Origin of the sequence: Pseudorhodobacter antarcticus, from assembly GCF_900110135.1 — a bacterium.
Taxonomy (GTDB): Bacteria; Pseudomonadota; Alphaproteobacteria; order Rhodobacterales; family Rhodobacteraceae; genus Pseudorhodobacter; species Pseudorhodobacter antarcticus.
In genome coordinates this window covers 136,495-153,075 of sequence record NZ_FOCO01000006.1, presented here as the reverse complement: position 1 = coordinate 153,075, position 16,581 = coordinate 136,495, and the positions used below count along the sequence as shown (strand labels likewise).

The window sequence follows — 16,581 nt, the reverse complement described above, 5'->3', positions numbered from 1 at the left end:
GACGCTCAAGATGATCGGGCAGCGGTGCGCGATTGTGGGTGCGTTTGGCAGGAGCCCCTTGATCCGCATCAGTTTCGGGGGCTGTCTTTTGTGCCTCAGAGCCCGCCGCAATTTCGGTATCTTCCTGAAGGTCGAAGGCCAGCTGATCCATGGCCTCGGATTTGCTGCCAAAACGGGCCTTGCCCCTCTCGGCAGATTTGCCTTGCAAATCGCCTGCCGGGCACCGGATGTCCCGCCAGTTCCTTCTTCAGCTTCTCGATCTGATAGGCCTGCGCCTTGATTTCAGCCGCCATCAGTTCGCTGACTGCGCGCAGCTCAGTGGGGTCTTCGGGCAAGGTTTTGAACGTCGCGTGCATGCATATTTTATATCCGAACAGCCTTCTGAATGGAACACAAAATGCATATAAACCCATGTTTTATTGGCTTATCCAGCCTGCAATGGTCGCCATGTTCGCGCAGGCATCCGCCAGTCAATTCCTTCCAGAAGCATCGACAGTTGTGCAGCCGTGACACAGATTTTGCCGTCCTTGGTCGAAGGTCAGACAAACCGCCCTTTCTCAAGGCGTTTCATAAACAGGCATGCGCCCTGCGTATCCCACCAGATGATTTTTAACAGATCACCTCGACGGCCACGGAACACGAACAGATGGCCAGAATACGGTGTCCGTCCGACAGCGCGATGTCCACGCGCTGCGCCAAGACAACAGGGCCAGGATCAGCCGCCACGGCGCTTATTCGCGCGGGAACGGTGGGGCTTTTCAAGGTGGACGTTTCTATCTCGACCGGAAGAAAAGCACCTTCAATAGCGATACTCTCCTCGGGCGACGATCCACCCTCCACTGGCGCGAACCGGGTATCCTTCAGCCATTTGAAAATCAGGTTCGCGTTCATCGAATAGCGCCGCGCAACCTGTGCAACCGAAACGCCCGGCGTCAACGTCTGCGCGCAAATCGTGCGCTTCTCGTCATCCGACCAGATCCGATTCTTCAAACCCTTCTTCCCCGCCATCACCGACCGCAAGATGTCCACTACCGATGGTGGACACTATCACCCACTCCATCACGCAGGCAGGGCAGTGAGACCGGACGCTTACATTCAAACAAAACTGTTACTTTTCAAAAAATTACCGAAAAAATAAAAAACGGGCGGGGAGCAGTCCCCGCCCGTCTACCAGCAGCGTTTACAACCGCTTACTTTTTATTCGGGCGCTGGGTCAGCGCCGAAGCAGCAGCAGTTTTTGCCGCAGCACTCGACTTTGGATCCCTAAGCACCTGTGAAGCTGCAGACGCAGCTTTTGCGCTTGTCACTTCTCCTGAACTTTTTTTGTCCATCTAAATCACCCCCTTCCAAAGCTATCCACATTCCTCCACAGGCCTGTGGAAAATGGTGGACAGATTCAGACACGGGATTGATGCAATCTCTAACACATGATCTTAACAGACCATCGTCCCGCAAAGGGCGAGAAAGCTTCTCTGGCGTCGTGCCTAATACACGCCAGAAAGCTGGGGCGCAGCGTTGGCGCGCTGCGTCCCAACCTCAATTCCAAACTCAGCTACACCCAGACGTCCCGCCACAGGTGTTGCACTTCATGCAGGTCCCGTTGCGCACCAGCGTGTAGTTGCCGCACTCGCCGCACGCCTCACCCTCATAGCCTTGCATTTTGGCCTTCACCCGCGCGTCCATCGACACACCGCCACTGGCCAGCGCGGTGGATGATGCCACCAAGGCCACCGCCGTTTGCGGCACCAACGTGTTCAGCAACGCGACCGGGTCCGACGTCACCGCCGAATTGATCCCGCCTTGCAGCACCGTCAACTCCTGCGGCAACCGCTTGCGCAGATATCCGGTCGACGAAATCTGACGCAGCACTTCCAACCCACGGTGGGCCGCCGCATCATCCACGGCACTGATGTTGCGCTTGCTTTCGCCCACGCCGCCGCCCAGATCGTCAAACGTGGCCCCTTGCGGTTTCACATGCGCCAAATCGGTGCGGTCCAGATACGACACGGCCAATTCGCGGAAGATGTAATCCAAAATCGACGTGGCATTTTTGATGCTGTCATTGCCCTGCACCATACCGGCTGGCTCAAATTTGGTAAAGGTGAACGCCTCCACAAACTCCTCCAACGGCACGCCGTATTGCAGGCCAACCGACACTGCGATGGCAAAGTTGTTCATCATGGCGCGGAACCCCGCACCCTCTTTGTGCATGTCGATGAAAATCTCGCCCAGCGCGCCGTCTTTGTACTCGCCTGTGCGCAAATACACTTTATGCCCGCCCACAATCGCCTTTTGGGTATAGCCTTTGCGGCGCTCCGGCAGCTTTTCACGGTGGGATTTGATAATCTCCTTGATGATCACCTTTTCCACGATTTTTTCGGCCAGCACGATCGCTTTTTCCTGATCGGACCCGTTGATGAAGATGTCTTCGGCTTCATCATCATCCTCCACCAAGGCAGACGCCAACGGCTGGCTCAGCTTCGATCCATCGCGGTACAACGCGTTTGCCTTGATGCCAAGCGAATGGCTCAACTCATACGCTGCCAAGGTTTCCCCAATCGACGCCGAATTTGGCATGTTGATCGTCTTGGAAATCGCGCCCGAGATGAACGACTGCGCCGCCGCCATCATGTGGATATGGCTGCCCACCGACAAATAGCGCTTGCCTTTACGGCCGCACGCATTGGCGCAATCAAACACCGAATAATGCTCCGGGCGCAGGAACGGCGCGCCTTCCAGCGTCATGGTGCCGCAAATATGCTCATTCGCAGCTTCAATCTGGGCTTTCGTAAACCCAAGGTGGCGCAGCAAATCAAAGGTCGGATCGGCCAGCTTGGCCGCAGGGATGCCCAGCGTGCCTTTGCAGAAATCCTCACCCAGCGTCCATTGGTTGAACACAAAGCGAATATCAAACGCCGATGCCAGCGCGCCTTCAACCTTTTCAATCTCACGCGGGCCAAACCCGTGGCCCACAAGCGACGAATGGTTGATGCCGGGGCAATTGCCCATCGACCCGTGACCCACCGCATAGGCCACAATCTCGGACGCTTGCGCAGACCCGTAACCCAGCTTTTCCAACGCCGCAGGCACGGATTGGTTGATGATCTTGAAATACCCCCCCCCCGCCAGCTTTTTGAATTTCACCAGCGCAAAGTCAGGCTCAATCCCTGTGGTGTCGCAATCCATCACCAAACCGATGGTGCCGGTTGGCGCAATCACCGTGGTTTGCGCGTTGCGGAACCCGTGCACTTCACCCAGCGCCAGCGCCTCATCCCACGCACCCTTGGCAAGCGATACCAACGACATATCCGGGCAATTCACTTGGTCCAGCGCCACCGGGTCCACGTTCACACCGTCATAGATGCCCGTGGCATGGGCCGCCGCGCGGTGGTTGCGAATGACCCGCAGCATATGCGCTTTATTGCGCGCGTATCCTGCAAACGCCCCCAACTCCCCCGCCATCTCGGCAGATGTGGCATAGGAAACGCCGGTCATCAGTGCTGTCAACGCACCACACAGCGCCCGCCCCTGCACCGAATCGTACCCCAGCCCCATGTTCATCAACAACCCGCCGATGTTGGCATAGCCCAGCCCCAGCGTGCGGAAATCGAACGAGCGTTGCGCAATCTCACGGCTTGGGAACTGCGCCATCATCACCGACACTTCCAACGTCACCGTCCACAACCGTGTCGCGTGGATATAGGCCGCACTATCAAATTTGCCGTCCGCAAAGAACGTAAGCAGGTTCATCGACGCAAGGTTACAGGCCGTATCATCCAAGAACATATATTCGGAACAAGGGTTCGACCCACGGATCGCCCCATCCTCGGGGCAAGTGTGCCACGCATTAACCGTATCATGGAATTGGATGCCCGGATCGGCACAGGCCCATGCCGCATGCCCCACTTGCGCCCACAAATCCCGCGCTTTGATGGTCTTGGACACAGACCCATCCTTGCGGTTCAAAAGCTGCCAATCCCCATCGTTTTTGATCGCATCCAAAAACGCATCCGTCACGCGGATGGAGTTGTTGGAGTTTTGGCCAGAAACTGATGAATAAGCCTCCGAATCCCAATCGGTATCATAGGTCGGAAATTCAATGCTGGTGTGGCCCTGCTTGGCATAATCCAGCACGCGCTTGATATATGTCTCGGGGATCGCAACTTTCTTCGCATCCTTGATCGCCGCTTTCAGGCCCGCATTGGCAGACGGCTCATAAGCCCCCTCCACGCTGCCATCAAACGCCTTGATCGCCGCAAAAATCGCGTTCAACTTCTGCTCGTGCATTTTGGAACCTGCCACGATGCTCGCGACTTTCTGCTCCTCAATCACTTTCCAGTTGATGAAATCTTCAATATCGGGGTGGTCGGCATCGACAATCACCATCTTGGCCGCGCGCCGGGTGGTGCCGCCCGATTTAATGGCACCCGCTGCCCGGTCACCGATTTTCAAAAACCCCATCAGGCCGGATGACTTGCCACCGCCCGACAGCTTTTCGCCCGCACCGCGCAAGCTGGAAAAGTTTGTGCCCGTGCCAGAGCCGTATTTGAACAACCGCGCTTCACGCACCCAAAGGTCCATGATGCCACCATCGCCAACCAGATCATCAGCAACCGACTGAATGAAGCACGCATGCGGCTGCGGATGCTCGTACGCAGAGGTGGACTTGGTCAACACGCCCGACTGGTAATCGACATAGTAATGGCCTTGGCTTGGCCCATCAATGCCATAGGCCCAATGCAGGCCGGTGTTAAACCACTGCGGGCTGTTCGGCGCCGCCATCTGGTTGGCCAACATAAACCGCATCTCATCATAGTATGCGCGCGCATCGCCTTCGGTGGTGAAATACCCACCTTTCCAGCCCCAATACGTCCACGCCCCCGCCAAACGGTCAAACACCTGCTTGGCTGATGTTTCGCCCACAATCCGCGCATCGACGGGCAAATCCGCCAGCGCCGCCTCATCCGGAACGGAACGCCACAAAAACTCTGGCAGCCCCTTTTCCTTCACCCGCTTCAACTTCGCCGGAACGCCCGCCTTGCGGAAATACTTCTGCGCCAACACGTCCGATGCCACTTGGCTCCAGCCGCTCGGCACTTCTACCGCGTCATTGCGAAACACAATCGTGCCATCCGGGTTGCGAATTTCCGAAACCGTGGTGGTGAAATCCATAGTGCCATACGCACCAGTCGCCTCGCTCGTGAATTTACGCTCGATCTTCATCTGCCCCGTCTCCGACTTGTTGCGGGCGTAACCTGCCCGAGTTTTCCATTCACACACATTCACCAACGGCCCTGCCGCAAAACGGCCAAGCGCATGAGGTGCCCTTAGGCCCCCTCACTTCTTGTTAAATGTATAATGTTCGTCCCGGCTACCACATCTAGTGTGCAACGGGATCCCTTAATCAAATTGTCGTATTTCTCCGCCGGGATCAACGGATAATTCATTTCTTTCCACAGATATTTGCGACCCTGTGGGCAGTTTTCATTTTGCCGTCCAAGGTCGCGCCCGCGCCCCGGTCCCGCGCCTATGGCCCCGCCCCCCGGCACGCCCGCCCCCGCGCGCCCACCCAAAATTCATGTTTTTTCTATGTTTCGCGCCCCTTTACCCGCACAAGCTGTGCTGCGGCTTTAACATGCCACACACCACTACATCTGGTGGCCGCCCGCCCCCGCGCCACATCTTACAGCGCGCACGCCCCTGTCAAACTGTTGCAACCGTGTGACGCTTGGGCAGCATCAAACACCTGCGACAGTCTTTCCAGTTGCCCCCACGTCGCCCCATCCTGCCGCCCCCACCACCTCTTTGCCCAAAATTGCGGCATCTTCCCCCCTCGTTTCTCCCCCGTGCCCCTCTTGTAATAACGCGCTACGCCCCAACATTAGGGGCAACAGAATCGTTTACAGGGGTATGTCCATGGGTCTCTTTTCCACACTCGCCAAAGTTGCCGTCGGCGTCGCTATTGCCAAAGGCGCCAGCCACGTCTCGCGCAACGGGATGCCGAAACTTGGGGGCGGCGCAGGCGGCCTTGCAGGTGGCTTGGGCGGGATGCTCGAAAAACTCGGCGCAAACTCCACCGCAAACCACGCGGGCCGCGCCCCCCACGCCTCCGGCCTCAACGGGTTGTTGGCCAAGGCGGGCCCCGCCCTCACCGGCCTCTTGGGCGCCGGGGCCGCAACCGCAGCAACCTCCCCTCGCAACACCGCCCCCGCAGGATTGGCCCCAGCAGGCTTGGCCCCCGCAGGCTTGGGCCCCATCTTTAACCAAGCCATCGTAGGTCATGAAACCGTCGAACCCACCCGCGACCAGGAACTCGCCGCAGCCTTGATGCTGCGCGCAATGGTCCAAGCGGTCATGGCCGACGGCAAATTGGACGACGCAGAAAGCGAAAAACTGATGCGCCACCTTGACACCGCCACCGATGCCGAACGCGCCTATGTCACCGAACTCCTCGACAAACCCGTCGACGTTGATGCCCTCGCCTTCGATGTTCCCGACGGGATGGAGGAACAGGTCTACCTGATCTCCCTTATGGCTATCGACCTCGACAGCCGGATCGAGGCGCAATACCTCCACGATCTCGCCGCCGCCCTCGCGATAGATCACGCAGCGGTCAACGCGATCCACCAACAGGCCGGCCTGCCCGCGCTTTACGCCTAAAACGCCCAGAAAAGGGGTGGTTCCTGCGGCCCAAACCCCGTAAACGGGCCGCAGACCCATCCCTTGAGGGCAGCCATGACCAAAGACATCATTGCACGCAGCATCGCGCAGGGTCTGCGCATGACCGACCAGCGCCGAATCGTGGCCCGCGTCATCGGTGACGCCGACGATCACCCCGATGTGGAGGAGCTGTATAACCGCGCCGCCGCCATTGATCCCCGCATCTCGCTCGCCACCGTCTACCGCACGGTGAAATTGTTTGAAGAGGCGGGCATCTTAGAACGTCATGAATTTGGCGATGGTCGCGCCCGCTATGAAGACGCCGAACGCGACCACCACGACCATCTCATCGACATGCATTCTGGCGAGGTCATCGAATTTGTCGATCCGGAAATTGAGGCGCTGCAAGAACGCATCGCCGCCCGGCTTGGCTACACCCTGAAAGGGCACCGTTTGGAACTCTACGGCGTGCCGCTAAAATCCACCGCCAAAACTCCGCCAAAGTCCAATACATGAACCCCGACAACACGCGCGCCAGCTTGCTGATGCTCGGCTCCATGGCCGCGTTCGCGTTCGAAGATGTCTTTCTCAAACGCGCCGCCACCGCGCTTGATACTGGCCAAGTCATTGCGATGATTGGCTTTGCAGGCGCTTTGTGCTTTTGGGCGATCGCCTACCAACAAAACCAACCCATCCTCACCCGCCGCGCGTTTTGCCGCCCCGCCCTCCTGCGCTCGGTGGCCGAAGCGGTCGCCAGCATCTTCTACATCACCGCCCTCACCCTCTTGCCACTGTCGATGAACTCCGCGATTCTACAGGCCTCCCCCCTCGTCGTCACCATGGGTGCGGCCCTGTTCATGCGCGAACCCGTGGGCTGGCGGCGCTGGTCCGCAATCCTTGTGGGCTTTGCGGGCGTGCTGATCGTGCTGCGCCCCGGCACCGATGGCTTCCAAATCGCGGGTCTCCTCACCGTGGCCTCCGTCTTTGCGCTGGCCGCCCGCGACCTCTCCACCCGCATGATGCCGCGCGACATTGGCACCTTCCAACTCACCACTTGGGCCTATCTCGCGCTCGTCCCCGCTGGCCTCCTCCTTATGGTGTTCAGCGGCACCAAACCCATGGCAATCGACCCCGCCCATTGGGGCGATCTTCTCGGCGCGCTGGTCACTGGCCTCATCGGCTACTGGGCCGTGACCCAAGCGATGCGCGCGGGCGATGTCTCCTTTGTCGCCCCCTTCCGCTACTCCCGCCTTGTGTTCGCAGCTCTGCTCGCCGCCATCGTATTCGGCGAACGCCCCGATGTTTGGATGGTCACAGGCGCAGCCCTCATCATCGGCTCCGGGCTTTACAGCTTTGCCCGCGAACGCCGCTTGCGCCGCAAAAACCTTTCCAAATCCGCCCCCGCCCGCTAAACACGCCCCAACCCAGTACAGGAGCTATCATGTCCACAATCGTCGATATCCACGCCCGCGAAATCCTTGACAGCCGCGGCAACCCCACCGTCGAAGTTGATGTTATTCTGGAATCCGGCGAAATGGGCCGCGCCGCCGTCCCCTCGGGCGCATCCACTGGCGCACATGAGGCGGTTGAACGCCGCGACGGCGACACATCGCGCTACATGGGCAAAGGCGTGCAAGATGCCGTCGCCGCCGTAAACGGCGAAATCGCCGAGGAAATTTGCGGGTTCGACGCGATGGAACAGGTCGCCATCGACCGCACCATGATCGAAATGGACGGCACCCCCAACAAATCCCGGCTTGGCGCCAACGCCATTCTTGGCGTCTCGCTCGCGGTCGCCAAGGCCGCCGCTGATGCCGCAGGCCAACCCCTGTACCGCTACGTCGGCGGCACCTCCGCCCGCGTGCTGCCCGTACCGATGATGAACATCATCAACGGCGGCGAACATGCGGATAACCCGATTGATATCCAAGAATTCATGATCATGCCCGTCGCCGCCGAAAACATCCGCGACGCGGTGCGCATGGGCTCCGAAGTGTTCCACACTTTGAAAAAGGAACTCTCCAACGCAGGGCTTTCCACCGGCATCGGCGACGAAGGCGGCTTCGCACCCAATCTCAGCTCCACCCGCGACGCGCTTGATTTCATTCTGAAATCCATCGAAAAAGCAGGCTACCGCCCCGGCGAAGATATCATGCTGGCCCTCGATTGCGCCGCCACCGAATATTACAAAGGCGGCAAGTATGAAATGAAGGGCGAAGGCAAATCGCTGTCGTCGGCCGAAAACGTCGACTATCTCGCAGCCCTCGTCGCCGCCTACCCGATCATCAGCATTGAAGACGGCATGGCCGAAGATGACTGGGACGGCTGGAAACTGCTCACCGACAAACTCGGCGATAAAATCCAACTGGTCGGCGATGATCTGTTCGTCACCAACCCCCTGCGCCTTGCGCGCGGCATCGCAGACGGTTGTGCCAACTCCATGCTGGTCAAGGTCAACCAAATCGGCACCCTCACCGAAACGCTGGCGGCGGTCGAAATGGCCCACCGCGCCCGCTTTACCAACGTGATGTCCCACCGCTCGGGCGAAACCGAAGATACCACCATCGCCGACCTCGCCGTGGCCACCAATTGCGGCCAGATTAAAACCGGCTCCCTCGCCCGTTCGGACCGGTTGGCGAAATACAACCAATTGATCCGGATCGAAGAGATGCTGGGCGAAACCGCCGAATACGCAGGCCATTCCATCCTGCGCGCCTAAAAATCCCCGCCCCCGCCCTAACCAGCGGGGGTCACCCCTTGCCCATTCGGCTTGGCCCAAATACCTCCCGTCCCCCCAATCACCCCCCGCGCCAACAGCCGCAAAATGTACCCCGTACAACTTCGCGCTGGCAAAACCCCGCGCCCCCCACTACCCCCACCCGCATGATGCAAAAAAACCAAGACACCCTGCACGGCTTTCTCTACGCTCTCGCGGCCTACCTCATCTGGGGGTTTTTACCCTTGTATATGAAGGCGTTGGCCCATATGCCCCCCGCCGAAATCATCGCCCACCGTGTCTTGTGGTCCCTGCCCGTCGCCGCCGCCGTCCTTCTCTACCAAGGCCGCACCGCAGATCTACAGCGCGCCCTGCGCACGCCGTCGATGCTCGCGATGGGGGCAGTCACTGCCACGCTCATTTCCGTCAACTGGGGCTTTTACGTCTGGGCCATCGCCGAAGGTCACGCGCTCGACGCCGCCTTGGGCTATTACATCAACCCGCTGTTCAGCATCCTCGTCGGCGCGCTCTTGCTGCAAGAACGCATGACCAAACTGCAAAAATACGCAATTGCCCTCGCCGCCCTCGCGGTCGTCGTCCTTACCGTCGATCTGGGCCGCCTGCCGCTGGTCGCCTTTGCCCTTATGCTCACTTGGGGCTTTTACGCCTATTTCAAAAAACAACTGCCCATCGGCCCCAACCAAGGTTTCGCGCTCGAGGTGCTCCTCCTCACTCCCTTCGCGCTTGGCTACGTCATCTACATCACTCTCAACGGCACCAGCCATTTCGCCGCTGGCAACATGTTTGACACCACCATGCTTGTCGGATGCGGCCTTGTCACCGCCATTCCTTTGATGTTTTATGCCAATGGGGCCAAAGGGTTACGCCTGTCCACCATCGGCATCATGCAATATATCGCGCCCACCATGATCATGCTCACCGCCGTGTTCATCTTCAACGAACCCTTTGGCCTCGCCCGTATGATCGCCTTCCCAATGATCTGGGCGGCGCTGGCGCTTTATACCCTGTCGATGTTCCAAAACCGCGCGCGTAAGGTCACACCGACCTAAACCCCCACCCCGACCTAATGCCTCAGGGCCGGCTGATCTGCCCACCACCAATCGCCGCGCGCACGCCCGTGGTGCTGGGACAGGACGTGGACAACCCCATCGCCACCCGCGCCGCCAAATAGCCAAACGCCTGCGCCTCCAGCATATCACCGTCCAAACCAACCGCCTCCACAGGCACCACCGCGCAGTCCATCAACTGCGCCAACGCCTCCATCAAAACCGCATTATGCCGCCCGCCGCCCGTCACCAACAAACGTGACACGCGCGCGGGAAAATGCTCCGCGCCCCGCGCCACCGCCGCCGCCGCCGCATAGGTCAGGGTCGCCGCCGCATCCGCATCAGGCAAGTCCGCCACCGCCGCCAACAATCCCGCAAAATCATTGCGATCCAACGACTTCGGCGGCATCTTGAAGAAAAACGGATGCGCCAAAAACTGCGCCAAGATCGTATCATCGGGCACACCGCTTGCGGCCAGCGCGCCGCCTTCGTCCCGGTCCAACCCCAACCGCGCCAACATCAAATCATTGATCGGCGCATTGGCAGGCCCGGTATCAAACGCCAAACACGCGCCGGGCGCATCCGCCGACCCGTGGCGCGGGTCCACCCACGTTACATTCCCCACCCCGCCCAAATTCAAAAACGCCACGGGGCCATCTGCGCCAATAAATTTCGCACAGGCAAAATGGAAAAACGGCACCAATGGTGCACCCTGCCCGCCCAATTCCACATCCGCCGACCGAAAATCCCAAACCACAGGCAGGCCCAACACCTGCGCCAACACCGCCCCCGACCCCGCTTGATGCGTGCCGCGCCCGCCCGGATCATGCGCCAGCGTTTGGCCGTGAAACCCCACCAATTCGGCCCCGTCAAATAGCCCCAGCACGGCAGCATGGGCGGCCTCCACCACCTCCGCCACAGCATGGACGCCCGCATCGCCGGGCCACAGGCCAAAACCCGCGCGCAAAACATCGCGCTCGTCCGCCGAATAGGCGCGGTAAGCGGTGTGCCCAAATTCCAAAATCCGCTGCCCGTCCGTCAACACCATCGCCGCGTCCACCCCGTCCAACGATGTCCCCGACATCGCCCCCAACGCCCAAACCGGCCCCGCCTTCAACATAAAGCCCCCTTTGACGGCACCCCGCCGCCCCGCTATACGCGCATGATAATCCTTATAAAGCACGAGAGCCCTATGACCTACCATGCAAAATCGGACTTCATGCGCGTGATGATGGAACGCGGCTTTTTGGCCGATTGTACCGATTATCAAGCGTTGGATGCAGCTTTGGTCAAAGGCATCGTGCCAACCTATATCGGCTATGACGCCACGGCAAAATCGCTGCATGTCGGCCATTTGTTGAACATTATGATGCTGCGTTGGTTGCAAAAAACCGGGCACAAACCGATCACCTTGATGGGCGGCGGCACCACCAAAGTCGGCGACCCCAGCTTTCGCGCCGATGAACGCCCGCTGCTGTCGCCCACGCAAATCAACGAAAACATCGCAGGCATGCAGCAGGTGTTTGCCAAATACCTTGCCTATGGTGACGGGCCGACCGATGCGATCATGCTGAACAACGCCGAATGGCTGGACGGGTTGAACTACCTTGATTTTCTGCGCGACATTGGGCGGCATTTTTCCATCAACCGGATGCTGTCATTCGAATCTGTGAAATCCCGGCTGGACCGCGAACAATCGCTGTCTTTTCTGGAATTCAACTATATGATCCTCCAAGCCTATGATTTCTTGGAACTTAACCGCCGTTACGGGTGTTTGTTGCAGATGGGCGGCTCCGATCAATGGGGCAATATCATCAACGGGATTGATCTGACACGCCGGGTGATCGACGCGCAAATCTTTGGCCTCACCTCGCCTTTGCTGACCACATCGGACGGCAAGAAAATGGGCAAAAGCCAAGGCGGCGCAATGTGGCTGAACGCCGATATGCTGTCGCCCTATGAGTTTTGGCAGTTTTGGCGCAACAGCACCGACGCCGATGTGGGCCGGTTCCTAAAGCTATATACCGAACTGCCCGTCGCAGAATGTGACCGCTTGGGCGCATTGGCAGGGTCCGAGATCAACAGCGCCAAAGTCATCCTCGCCAACGAAGTCACCACCCTGTGCCACGGCGCCGACGCGGCGGCAGCGGCCGAAGCCACCGCGCGCGATGTGTTTGAACGTGGCGGCACCGGCGACGAGCTGCCCACCTTCACCGTGACACCCGCAGACCTCGCCAACGGCCTGTCAGTGTCGTCCTTGTTCGTCACCTCCGGCCTCGCGAAATCCGGCAAGGACGCAAAACGCCTGATCGTTGAAGGCGGCGCGCGGATGAACGACACAGCGGTGATGGAGGGGCAGATGGTCACGGCCGCCGACCTGGCGCAGCCGATCAAACTGACCGCAGGCCGCAAGCGCCACGCGTTGATTGTTCTGGGCTAAAGGGCTGCCACCCGGCGCTTGCCGCGAGAGTAAGCCGGGGGGCCAGCCCCCCGGACCCCCCGAGGTATTTTTGCCAAGATGAAATGCAGGCGCAGGTTAAAATTCGGTTAATGGAAAATGAGAAGTCTTTTAAATTCAGTTGGTTAGAGATTGGATCGCGCGCGATTTCTTGCCCGCATCGCAAAGGTGCAATGCGGGCAAAAACGTTAGTTTTGCACCGTAACGGACACCATCTGGTCGGGTCCATTGACCTCACCATTGCTGCCTGCGCCGCGTTTGATTTGATCGACCACGTCCATCCCTTCAATCACGCGCCCCACGACCGTGTATTGGCTGTCCAAAGACGGCCCCGGCGCGAACATGATGAAAAACTGGCTGTTGGCGGAATCTGGGCTGCCGCCTCGCGCCATGCCCACGATACCGCGATCGAAAGTTTGGCTTGAAAACTCTGCCTTGATGTCGGGCATCGACGACCCGCCCATCCCCGCCTGCGAGGTGTCACCGCTGGATTTTCCAAATTCCACATCGCCGGTCTGCGCCATGAACCCATCAATCACGCGGTGAAACACCACACCATCATAGGCCCCGGATACCGCAAGCGCGGTGATCTGCGCCACATGCAAGGGTGCCAGATCGGACAGCATGTCGATCACGACCGTCCCTTTTGCCGTGCCGTCCACCGCAATCACCAAATTCGGCCCCGGCCCGTCGACAGCCTGCGCCATCGCAGGGCTTGCTGTATGGGACAGCGTCCAGCCGCCCAAAACCGCCAGCCCCAGCGCGAAAACGCCGCCTGCGATCATGTTTTCCTTACGCATCTGCGGCCACCTTGACCGAAATCATCCGGTCGGGGGCTGCGGGCGGCTCTCCCTTGGCGATGGCATCGACATGTTCCATCCCGGAAATCACGCGGCCATAAACCGTATATTGCCCATTCAAGAAGTCATTGTCCTTGAAGCTGATGAAAAATTGGCTGTTGGCCGAATCCGGGTTGGACGACCGCGCCGCCCCCAACGTGCCGCGTGCATGGGGCAGTTTGGAAAATTCTGCCTTTACGTCGGGCATATCGGAGCCGCCTGTGCCCGCGCGGCGCAGGTTGAACCCGTCTTCCATATCGCCATGTTCCACATCGCCGGTCTGGGCCATAAACCCATCAATCACGCGGTGAAAACACACGTTGTCATAAGCGCCAGCGCGCGCCAGCGCCTTCATCCGGGCGGTGTGCAGCGGGGCCACATCGGCCAACAGCTCAATCACAACCGTGCCGCCTTTAAGTTCGATCAAAACGGTGTTTTCGGGGTCTTTATACTCAGCCATCTGGGCCTCCTGTTCATTTATGCCCACAATCTAATAGCCCAAAGGCCCATTGAAAAGGGCAAACCCCATCAAGCCCCGCCCAAACCTTGACGGCGGCCCCCCGATAGGATGGAAAGGGCTGAATGAATGGGAGGCCCAAATGGCTTGGAAAACGCTGGACGACATGACCCTTGCGGGCAAAGTGGCCCTTGTGCGGGTCGATGTGAACGTGCCGATGGAAAACGGTCAAGTCACCGACACTACCCGGATTGATCGCATCATCCCCACGATCACCGATATTTTGGCGGCGGGCGGCAAACCCGTTTTGCTGGCGCATTTTGACCGCCCCAAAGGGCAAGTTGTGCCCGCGATGAGTTTGGCGCAAATTGTGCCGGCCCTGCAAGCCGCACTGGGCCCCGTAAAGCTGCATTTCGCCACAGATTGTATCGGCGGGCCTGCCAAAACCGCCATTTCCGCGATGGAAGCCGGCGAGGTCGTCTTGCTGGAAAACACCCGTTTCCACGCGGGCGAGGAGAAAAACGACCCCATGATGGCCGCCAGCCTTGCCGCCTTGGGCGATATTTACGTCAATGACGCCTTTTCTGCCGCCCACCGCGCGCATGCCAGCACCGAAGGCATCGCGCGCCTGCTGCCCCATTGCGCGGGCCGTTTGATGCAAGCCGAATTGACAGCGCTTGATGCTGCCTTGGGTGCGCCGACGCGGCCGTTGGTGGCCGTAGTGGGTGGGGCCAAAGTATCAACCAAGCTGGATTTGATCGGCAACCTGGTGACCAAAGTCGATCATCTGGTGATCGGTGGCGGCATGGCCAACACGTTTTTGGTCGCCCAAGGGATTGAGGTGGGCAAAAGTCTGGCCGAACGCGACATGGCCGATACCGCACTGGCGATTTTGGCCAAGGCGACCGCCGCAGGCTGCACCATCCACCTGCCCCACGACATCGTGGTGGCGCGCCAATTTAAGGCGGGGGCCGCGTCTGACACCTTGCCCGTGGGCGATTGCCCGGCGGATGCAATGATTTTGGACGCCGGGCCGCAAACCGTTGCCAAAATCGTGGCCGTTTTCACGCAGGCCCGCACGCTGATCTGGAATGGCCCCTTGGGCGCGTTTGAAATCGCCCCCTTTGACGCCGCCACCAACGCCGCTGCGCAGGCCGTAGGCACGTTGACCATAGCAGGCAGCCTAGTGTCGGTCGCGGGCGGCGGCGATACGGTTGCGGCCTTGAACAAGGCCGGGGTGGCAAATCAATTCACCTATATCTCCAGCGCGGGCGGCGCGTTTTTGGAGTGGATGGAAGGAAAGGATTTGCCCGGCATCGCGGCGTTAAAAGACTGATCGCTGGCGCCTACGGTCGGGTGAAACATCTCAATTGACCTTATTTACAACCCGTTAGCGCCAACAGAATTGAACGCCTACACGCTTGTCGCTATGGGGGTGCCAACCGGGCCAACGGCCCTTTGTCACCGATAGGATAGCCCATGCCAAACAGCGCAATGACCCAACAGATGCAACGCGGCGCGGGCTTTATCGCGGCGCTGGACCAATCGGGCGGATCGACGCCAAAGGCGCTGGGGCTATATGGCGTGGCGCAAAATGCCTATAGCACCGACGCCGAAATGTATGATTTGATCCATGCCATGCGCGCCCGCATCATGCAATCGCCCGCCTTTACGGGCGATAAAGTGGTCGGGGCCATTTTGTTTGAACAAACGATGGACCGCATGGTCGATGGCCTGCCCACCGCGACCTATCTGTGGGAAAAGCGCGGTGTGGTGCCGTTTTTGAAAATCGACAAAGGGCTGGAGGCGGAGGCAGACGGCGTGCAGCTGATGAAACCGATGCCCGATCTGGACGCGCTTTTGGCCCGCGCGGCAAAGGGCGGGATTTTTGGCACCAAAGAACGCTCTGTCATTAACGCCGCAAACGCCAAGGGGATTGAGGCGATCGTGGCGCAGCAATTCGCCGTGGGTGCGCAAATCACTACCGCTGGCCTGATGCCAATCTTGGAGCCGGAAGTCACCATTTCGATCGCCGACAAGGCGGAGGCGGAGGCGCTGCTGCAAACCGCCCTGCTGCGCCATCTGGACCTGCTGCCAAAAGGCCAACAGGTGATGCTGAAACTGTCGCTGCCCACAAACGCCAACCATTACAAAGCTTTGGTGGATCATCCCGGCGTGATGAAGGTCGTCGCCCTGTCCGGCGGCCATGCCCGCGACGCAGCCAACGCCATCCTTGCGCAAAACCAAGGCATCATCGCCAGCTTCAGCCGCGCGTTGTCCGAAGGGCTGAGCGCGCAGCAAACCGATGCCGAATTTGACGCAACGCTGGGCCACGCGATCGCCAGCATCCACGCGGCGTCCATCGCCGGATAATCCGGCAAAAA

General features: G+C 59.5%; 16 protein-coding genes and 1 pseudogene. 9 read left to right on the top strand and 8 right to left on the bottom strand.

The annotated features are described in order from the left end of the window. Positions 1-151 (bottom strand): IS66 family transposase (locus BMY36_RS04780; protein ID WP_217646616.1); only part of this gene is annotated, 151 nt, incomplete at its 3' end. Between BMY36_RS04780 and BMY36_RS20170 the strand changes: the two genes are divergently transcribed. Then, a complete protein-coding gene (locus tag BMY36_RS20170; protein WP_139193936.1) occupies positions 150-407 on the top strand; it encodes a hypothetical protein in 258 nt (85 codons plus the stop codon). The two genes, BMY36_RS04780 and BMY36_RS20170, sit on opposite strands and share 2 nt — an antisense overlap. Positions 408-424: 17 nt before the next feature. Here the strand turns inward: BMY36_RS20170 and tnpB are convergent. From tnpB to BMY36_RS04765, 4 genes and pseudogenes are all read right to left on the bottom strand, one after another. Continuing rightward, positions 425-661, bottom strand: a pseudogene (gene tnpB / locus BMY36_RS04775) (IS66 family insertion sequence element accessory protein TnpB); the annotation flags it as partial. Continuing rightward, positions 610-990, bottom strand: a complete 381-nt coding sequence (locus BMY36_RS04770) for a transposase (RefSeq protein ID WP_244888655.1) — start codon at positions 988-990, stop codon at positions 610-612. The gene BMY36_RS04770 and the pseudogene tnpB, both read right to left, overlap by 52 nt. Before the next feature lie 200 nt (positions 991-1,190). Further along, positions 1,191-1,331 (bottom strand): hypothetical protein, encoded by a 141-nt coding sequence (locus BMY36_RS19825; RefSeq protein ID WP_175469250.1) that lies wholly within the window; start codon positions 1,329-1,331, stop codon positions 1,191-1,193. Between the two features lie 217 nt (positions 1,332-1,548). After that, positions 1,549-5,223, bottom strand: coding sequence for a vitamin B12-dependent ribonucleotide reductase (locus BMY36_RS04765; protein ID WP_050521035.1), 3,675 nt, complete (start codon positions 5,221-5,223; stop codon positions 1,549-1,551). Positions 5,224-5,916: 693 nt separating this feature from the next. Between BMY36_RS04765 and BMY36_RS04760 the strand changes: the two genes are divergently transcribed. The 5 genes from BMY36_RS04760 to rarD all read left to right on the top strand — a co-directional run bounded on the left by BMY36_RS04760 (position 5,917) and on the right by rarD (position 10,446). Further along, positions 5,917-6,660 carry a DUF533 domain-containing protein gene (locus BMY36_RS04760; RefSeq protein WP_074818451.1) on the top strand — a complete coding sequence of 248 codons (744 nt, stop codon included), beginning with the start codon at positions 5,917-5,919 and terminating at the stop codon, positions 6,658-6,660. A gap of 75 nt (positions 6,661-6,735) precedes the next feature. Beyond that, positions 6,736-7,176, top strand: a complete 441-nt coding sequence (locus BMY36_RS04755) for a Fur family transcriptional regulator (protein WP_050521033.1) — start codon at positions 6,736-6,738, stop codon at positions 7,174-7,176. Next, the gene (locus tag BMY36_RS04750; protein WP_050521032.1) at positions 7,173-8,072 is read left to right on the top strand and encodes a DMT family transporter; all 900 of its coding nucleotides are present in this window, start codon (positions 7,173-7,175) and stop codon (positions 8,070-8,072) included. Before BMY36_RS04755 ends, BMY36_RS04750 begins: the two co-directional genes overlap by 4 nt. Positions 8,073-8,101: 29 nt before the next feature. Continuing rightward, a complete protein-coding gene (gene eno / locus BMY36_RS04745) occupies positions 8,102-9,379 on the top strand; it encodes a phosphopyruvate hydratase (RefSeq protein ID WP_050521031.1) in 1,278 nt (425 codons plus the stop codon). Positions 9,380-9,543: 164 nt separating this feature from the next. Next, a complete protein-coding gene (rarD, locus tag BMY36_RS04740; protein WP_050521030.1) occupies positions 9,544-10,446 on the top strand; it encodes an EamA family transporter RarD in 903 nt (300 codons plus the stop codon). Positions 10,447-10,468: 22 nt separating this feature from the next. Here the strand turns inward: rarD and BMY36_RS04735 are convergent, their stop codons facing one another. Next, positions 10,469-11,563: an anhydro-N-acetylmuramic acid kinase gene (locus BMY36_RS04735; RefSeq protein WP_050521029.1), complete on the bottom strand. Its 1,095-nt coding sequence runs from the start codon at positions 11,561-11,563 to the stop codon at positions 10,469-10,471. 72 nt (positions 11,564-11,635) lie between these two features. Between BMY36_RS04735 and tyrS the strand changes: the two genes are divergently transcribed. Then, positions 11,636-12,883, top strand: coding sequence for a tyrosine--tRNA ligase (tyrS, locus tag BMY36_RS04730; protein ID WP_050521028.1), 1,248 nt, complete (start codon positions 11,636-11,638; stop codon positions 12,881-12,883). Positions 12,884-13,089: 206 nt separating this feature from the next. Here tyrS and BMY36_RS04725 read toward each other — a convergent pair whose 3' ends face one another. Together BMY36_RS04725 and BMY36_RS04720 are read right to left on the bottom strand one after the other, a co-directional pair. After that, a complete protein-coding gene (locus tag BMY36_RS04725) occupies positions 13,090-13,701 on the bottom strand; it encodes a peptidylprolyl isomerase (RefSeq protein WP_050521027.1) in 612 nt (203 codons plus the stop codon). Continuing rightward, on the bottom strand, positions 13,694-14,200 hold the full coding sequence (locus tag BMY36_RS04720) for a peptidylprolyl isomerase (protein WP_050521026.1): 507 nt from the start codon (positions 14,198-14,200) through the stop codon (positions 13,694-13,696). The genes BMY36_RS04725 and BMY36_RS04720 overlap by 8 nt, the downstream gene beginning before the upstream one ends. A 139-nt stretch (positions 14,201-14,339) precedes the next feature. Between BMY36_RS04720 and BMY36_RS04715 the strand changes: the two genes are divergently transcribed. Both BMY36_RS04715 and BMY36_RS04710 read left to right on the top strand, forming a co-directional pair. Next, positions 14,340-15,533, top strand: coding sequence for a phosphoglycerate kinase (locus tag BMY36_RS04715; RefSeq protein WP_050521025.1), 1,194 nt, complete (start codon positions 14,340-14,342; stop codon positions 15,531-15,533). A 143-nt stretch (positions 15,534-15,676) separates the two neighbouring features. Next, entirely contained in the window at positions 15,677-16,570 is an 894-nt protein-coding gene (locus tag BMY36_RS04710) for a fructose bisphosphate aldolase (RefSeq protein WP_050521024.1), read from the top strand. Positions 16,571-16,581: the final 11 nt, after the last annotated feature.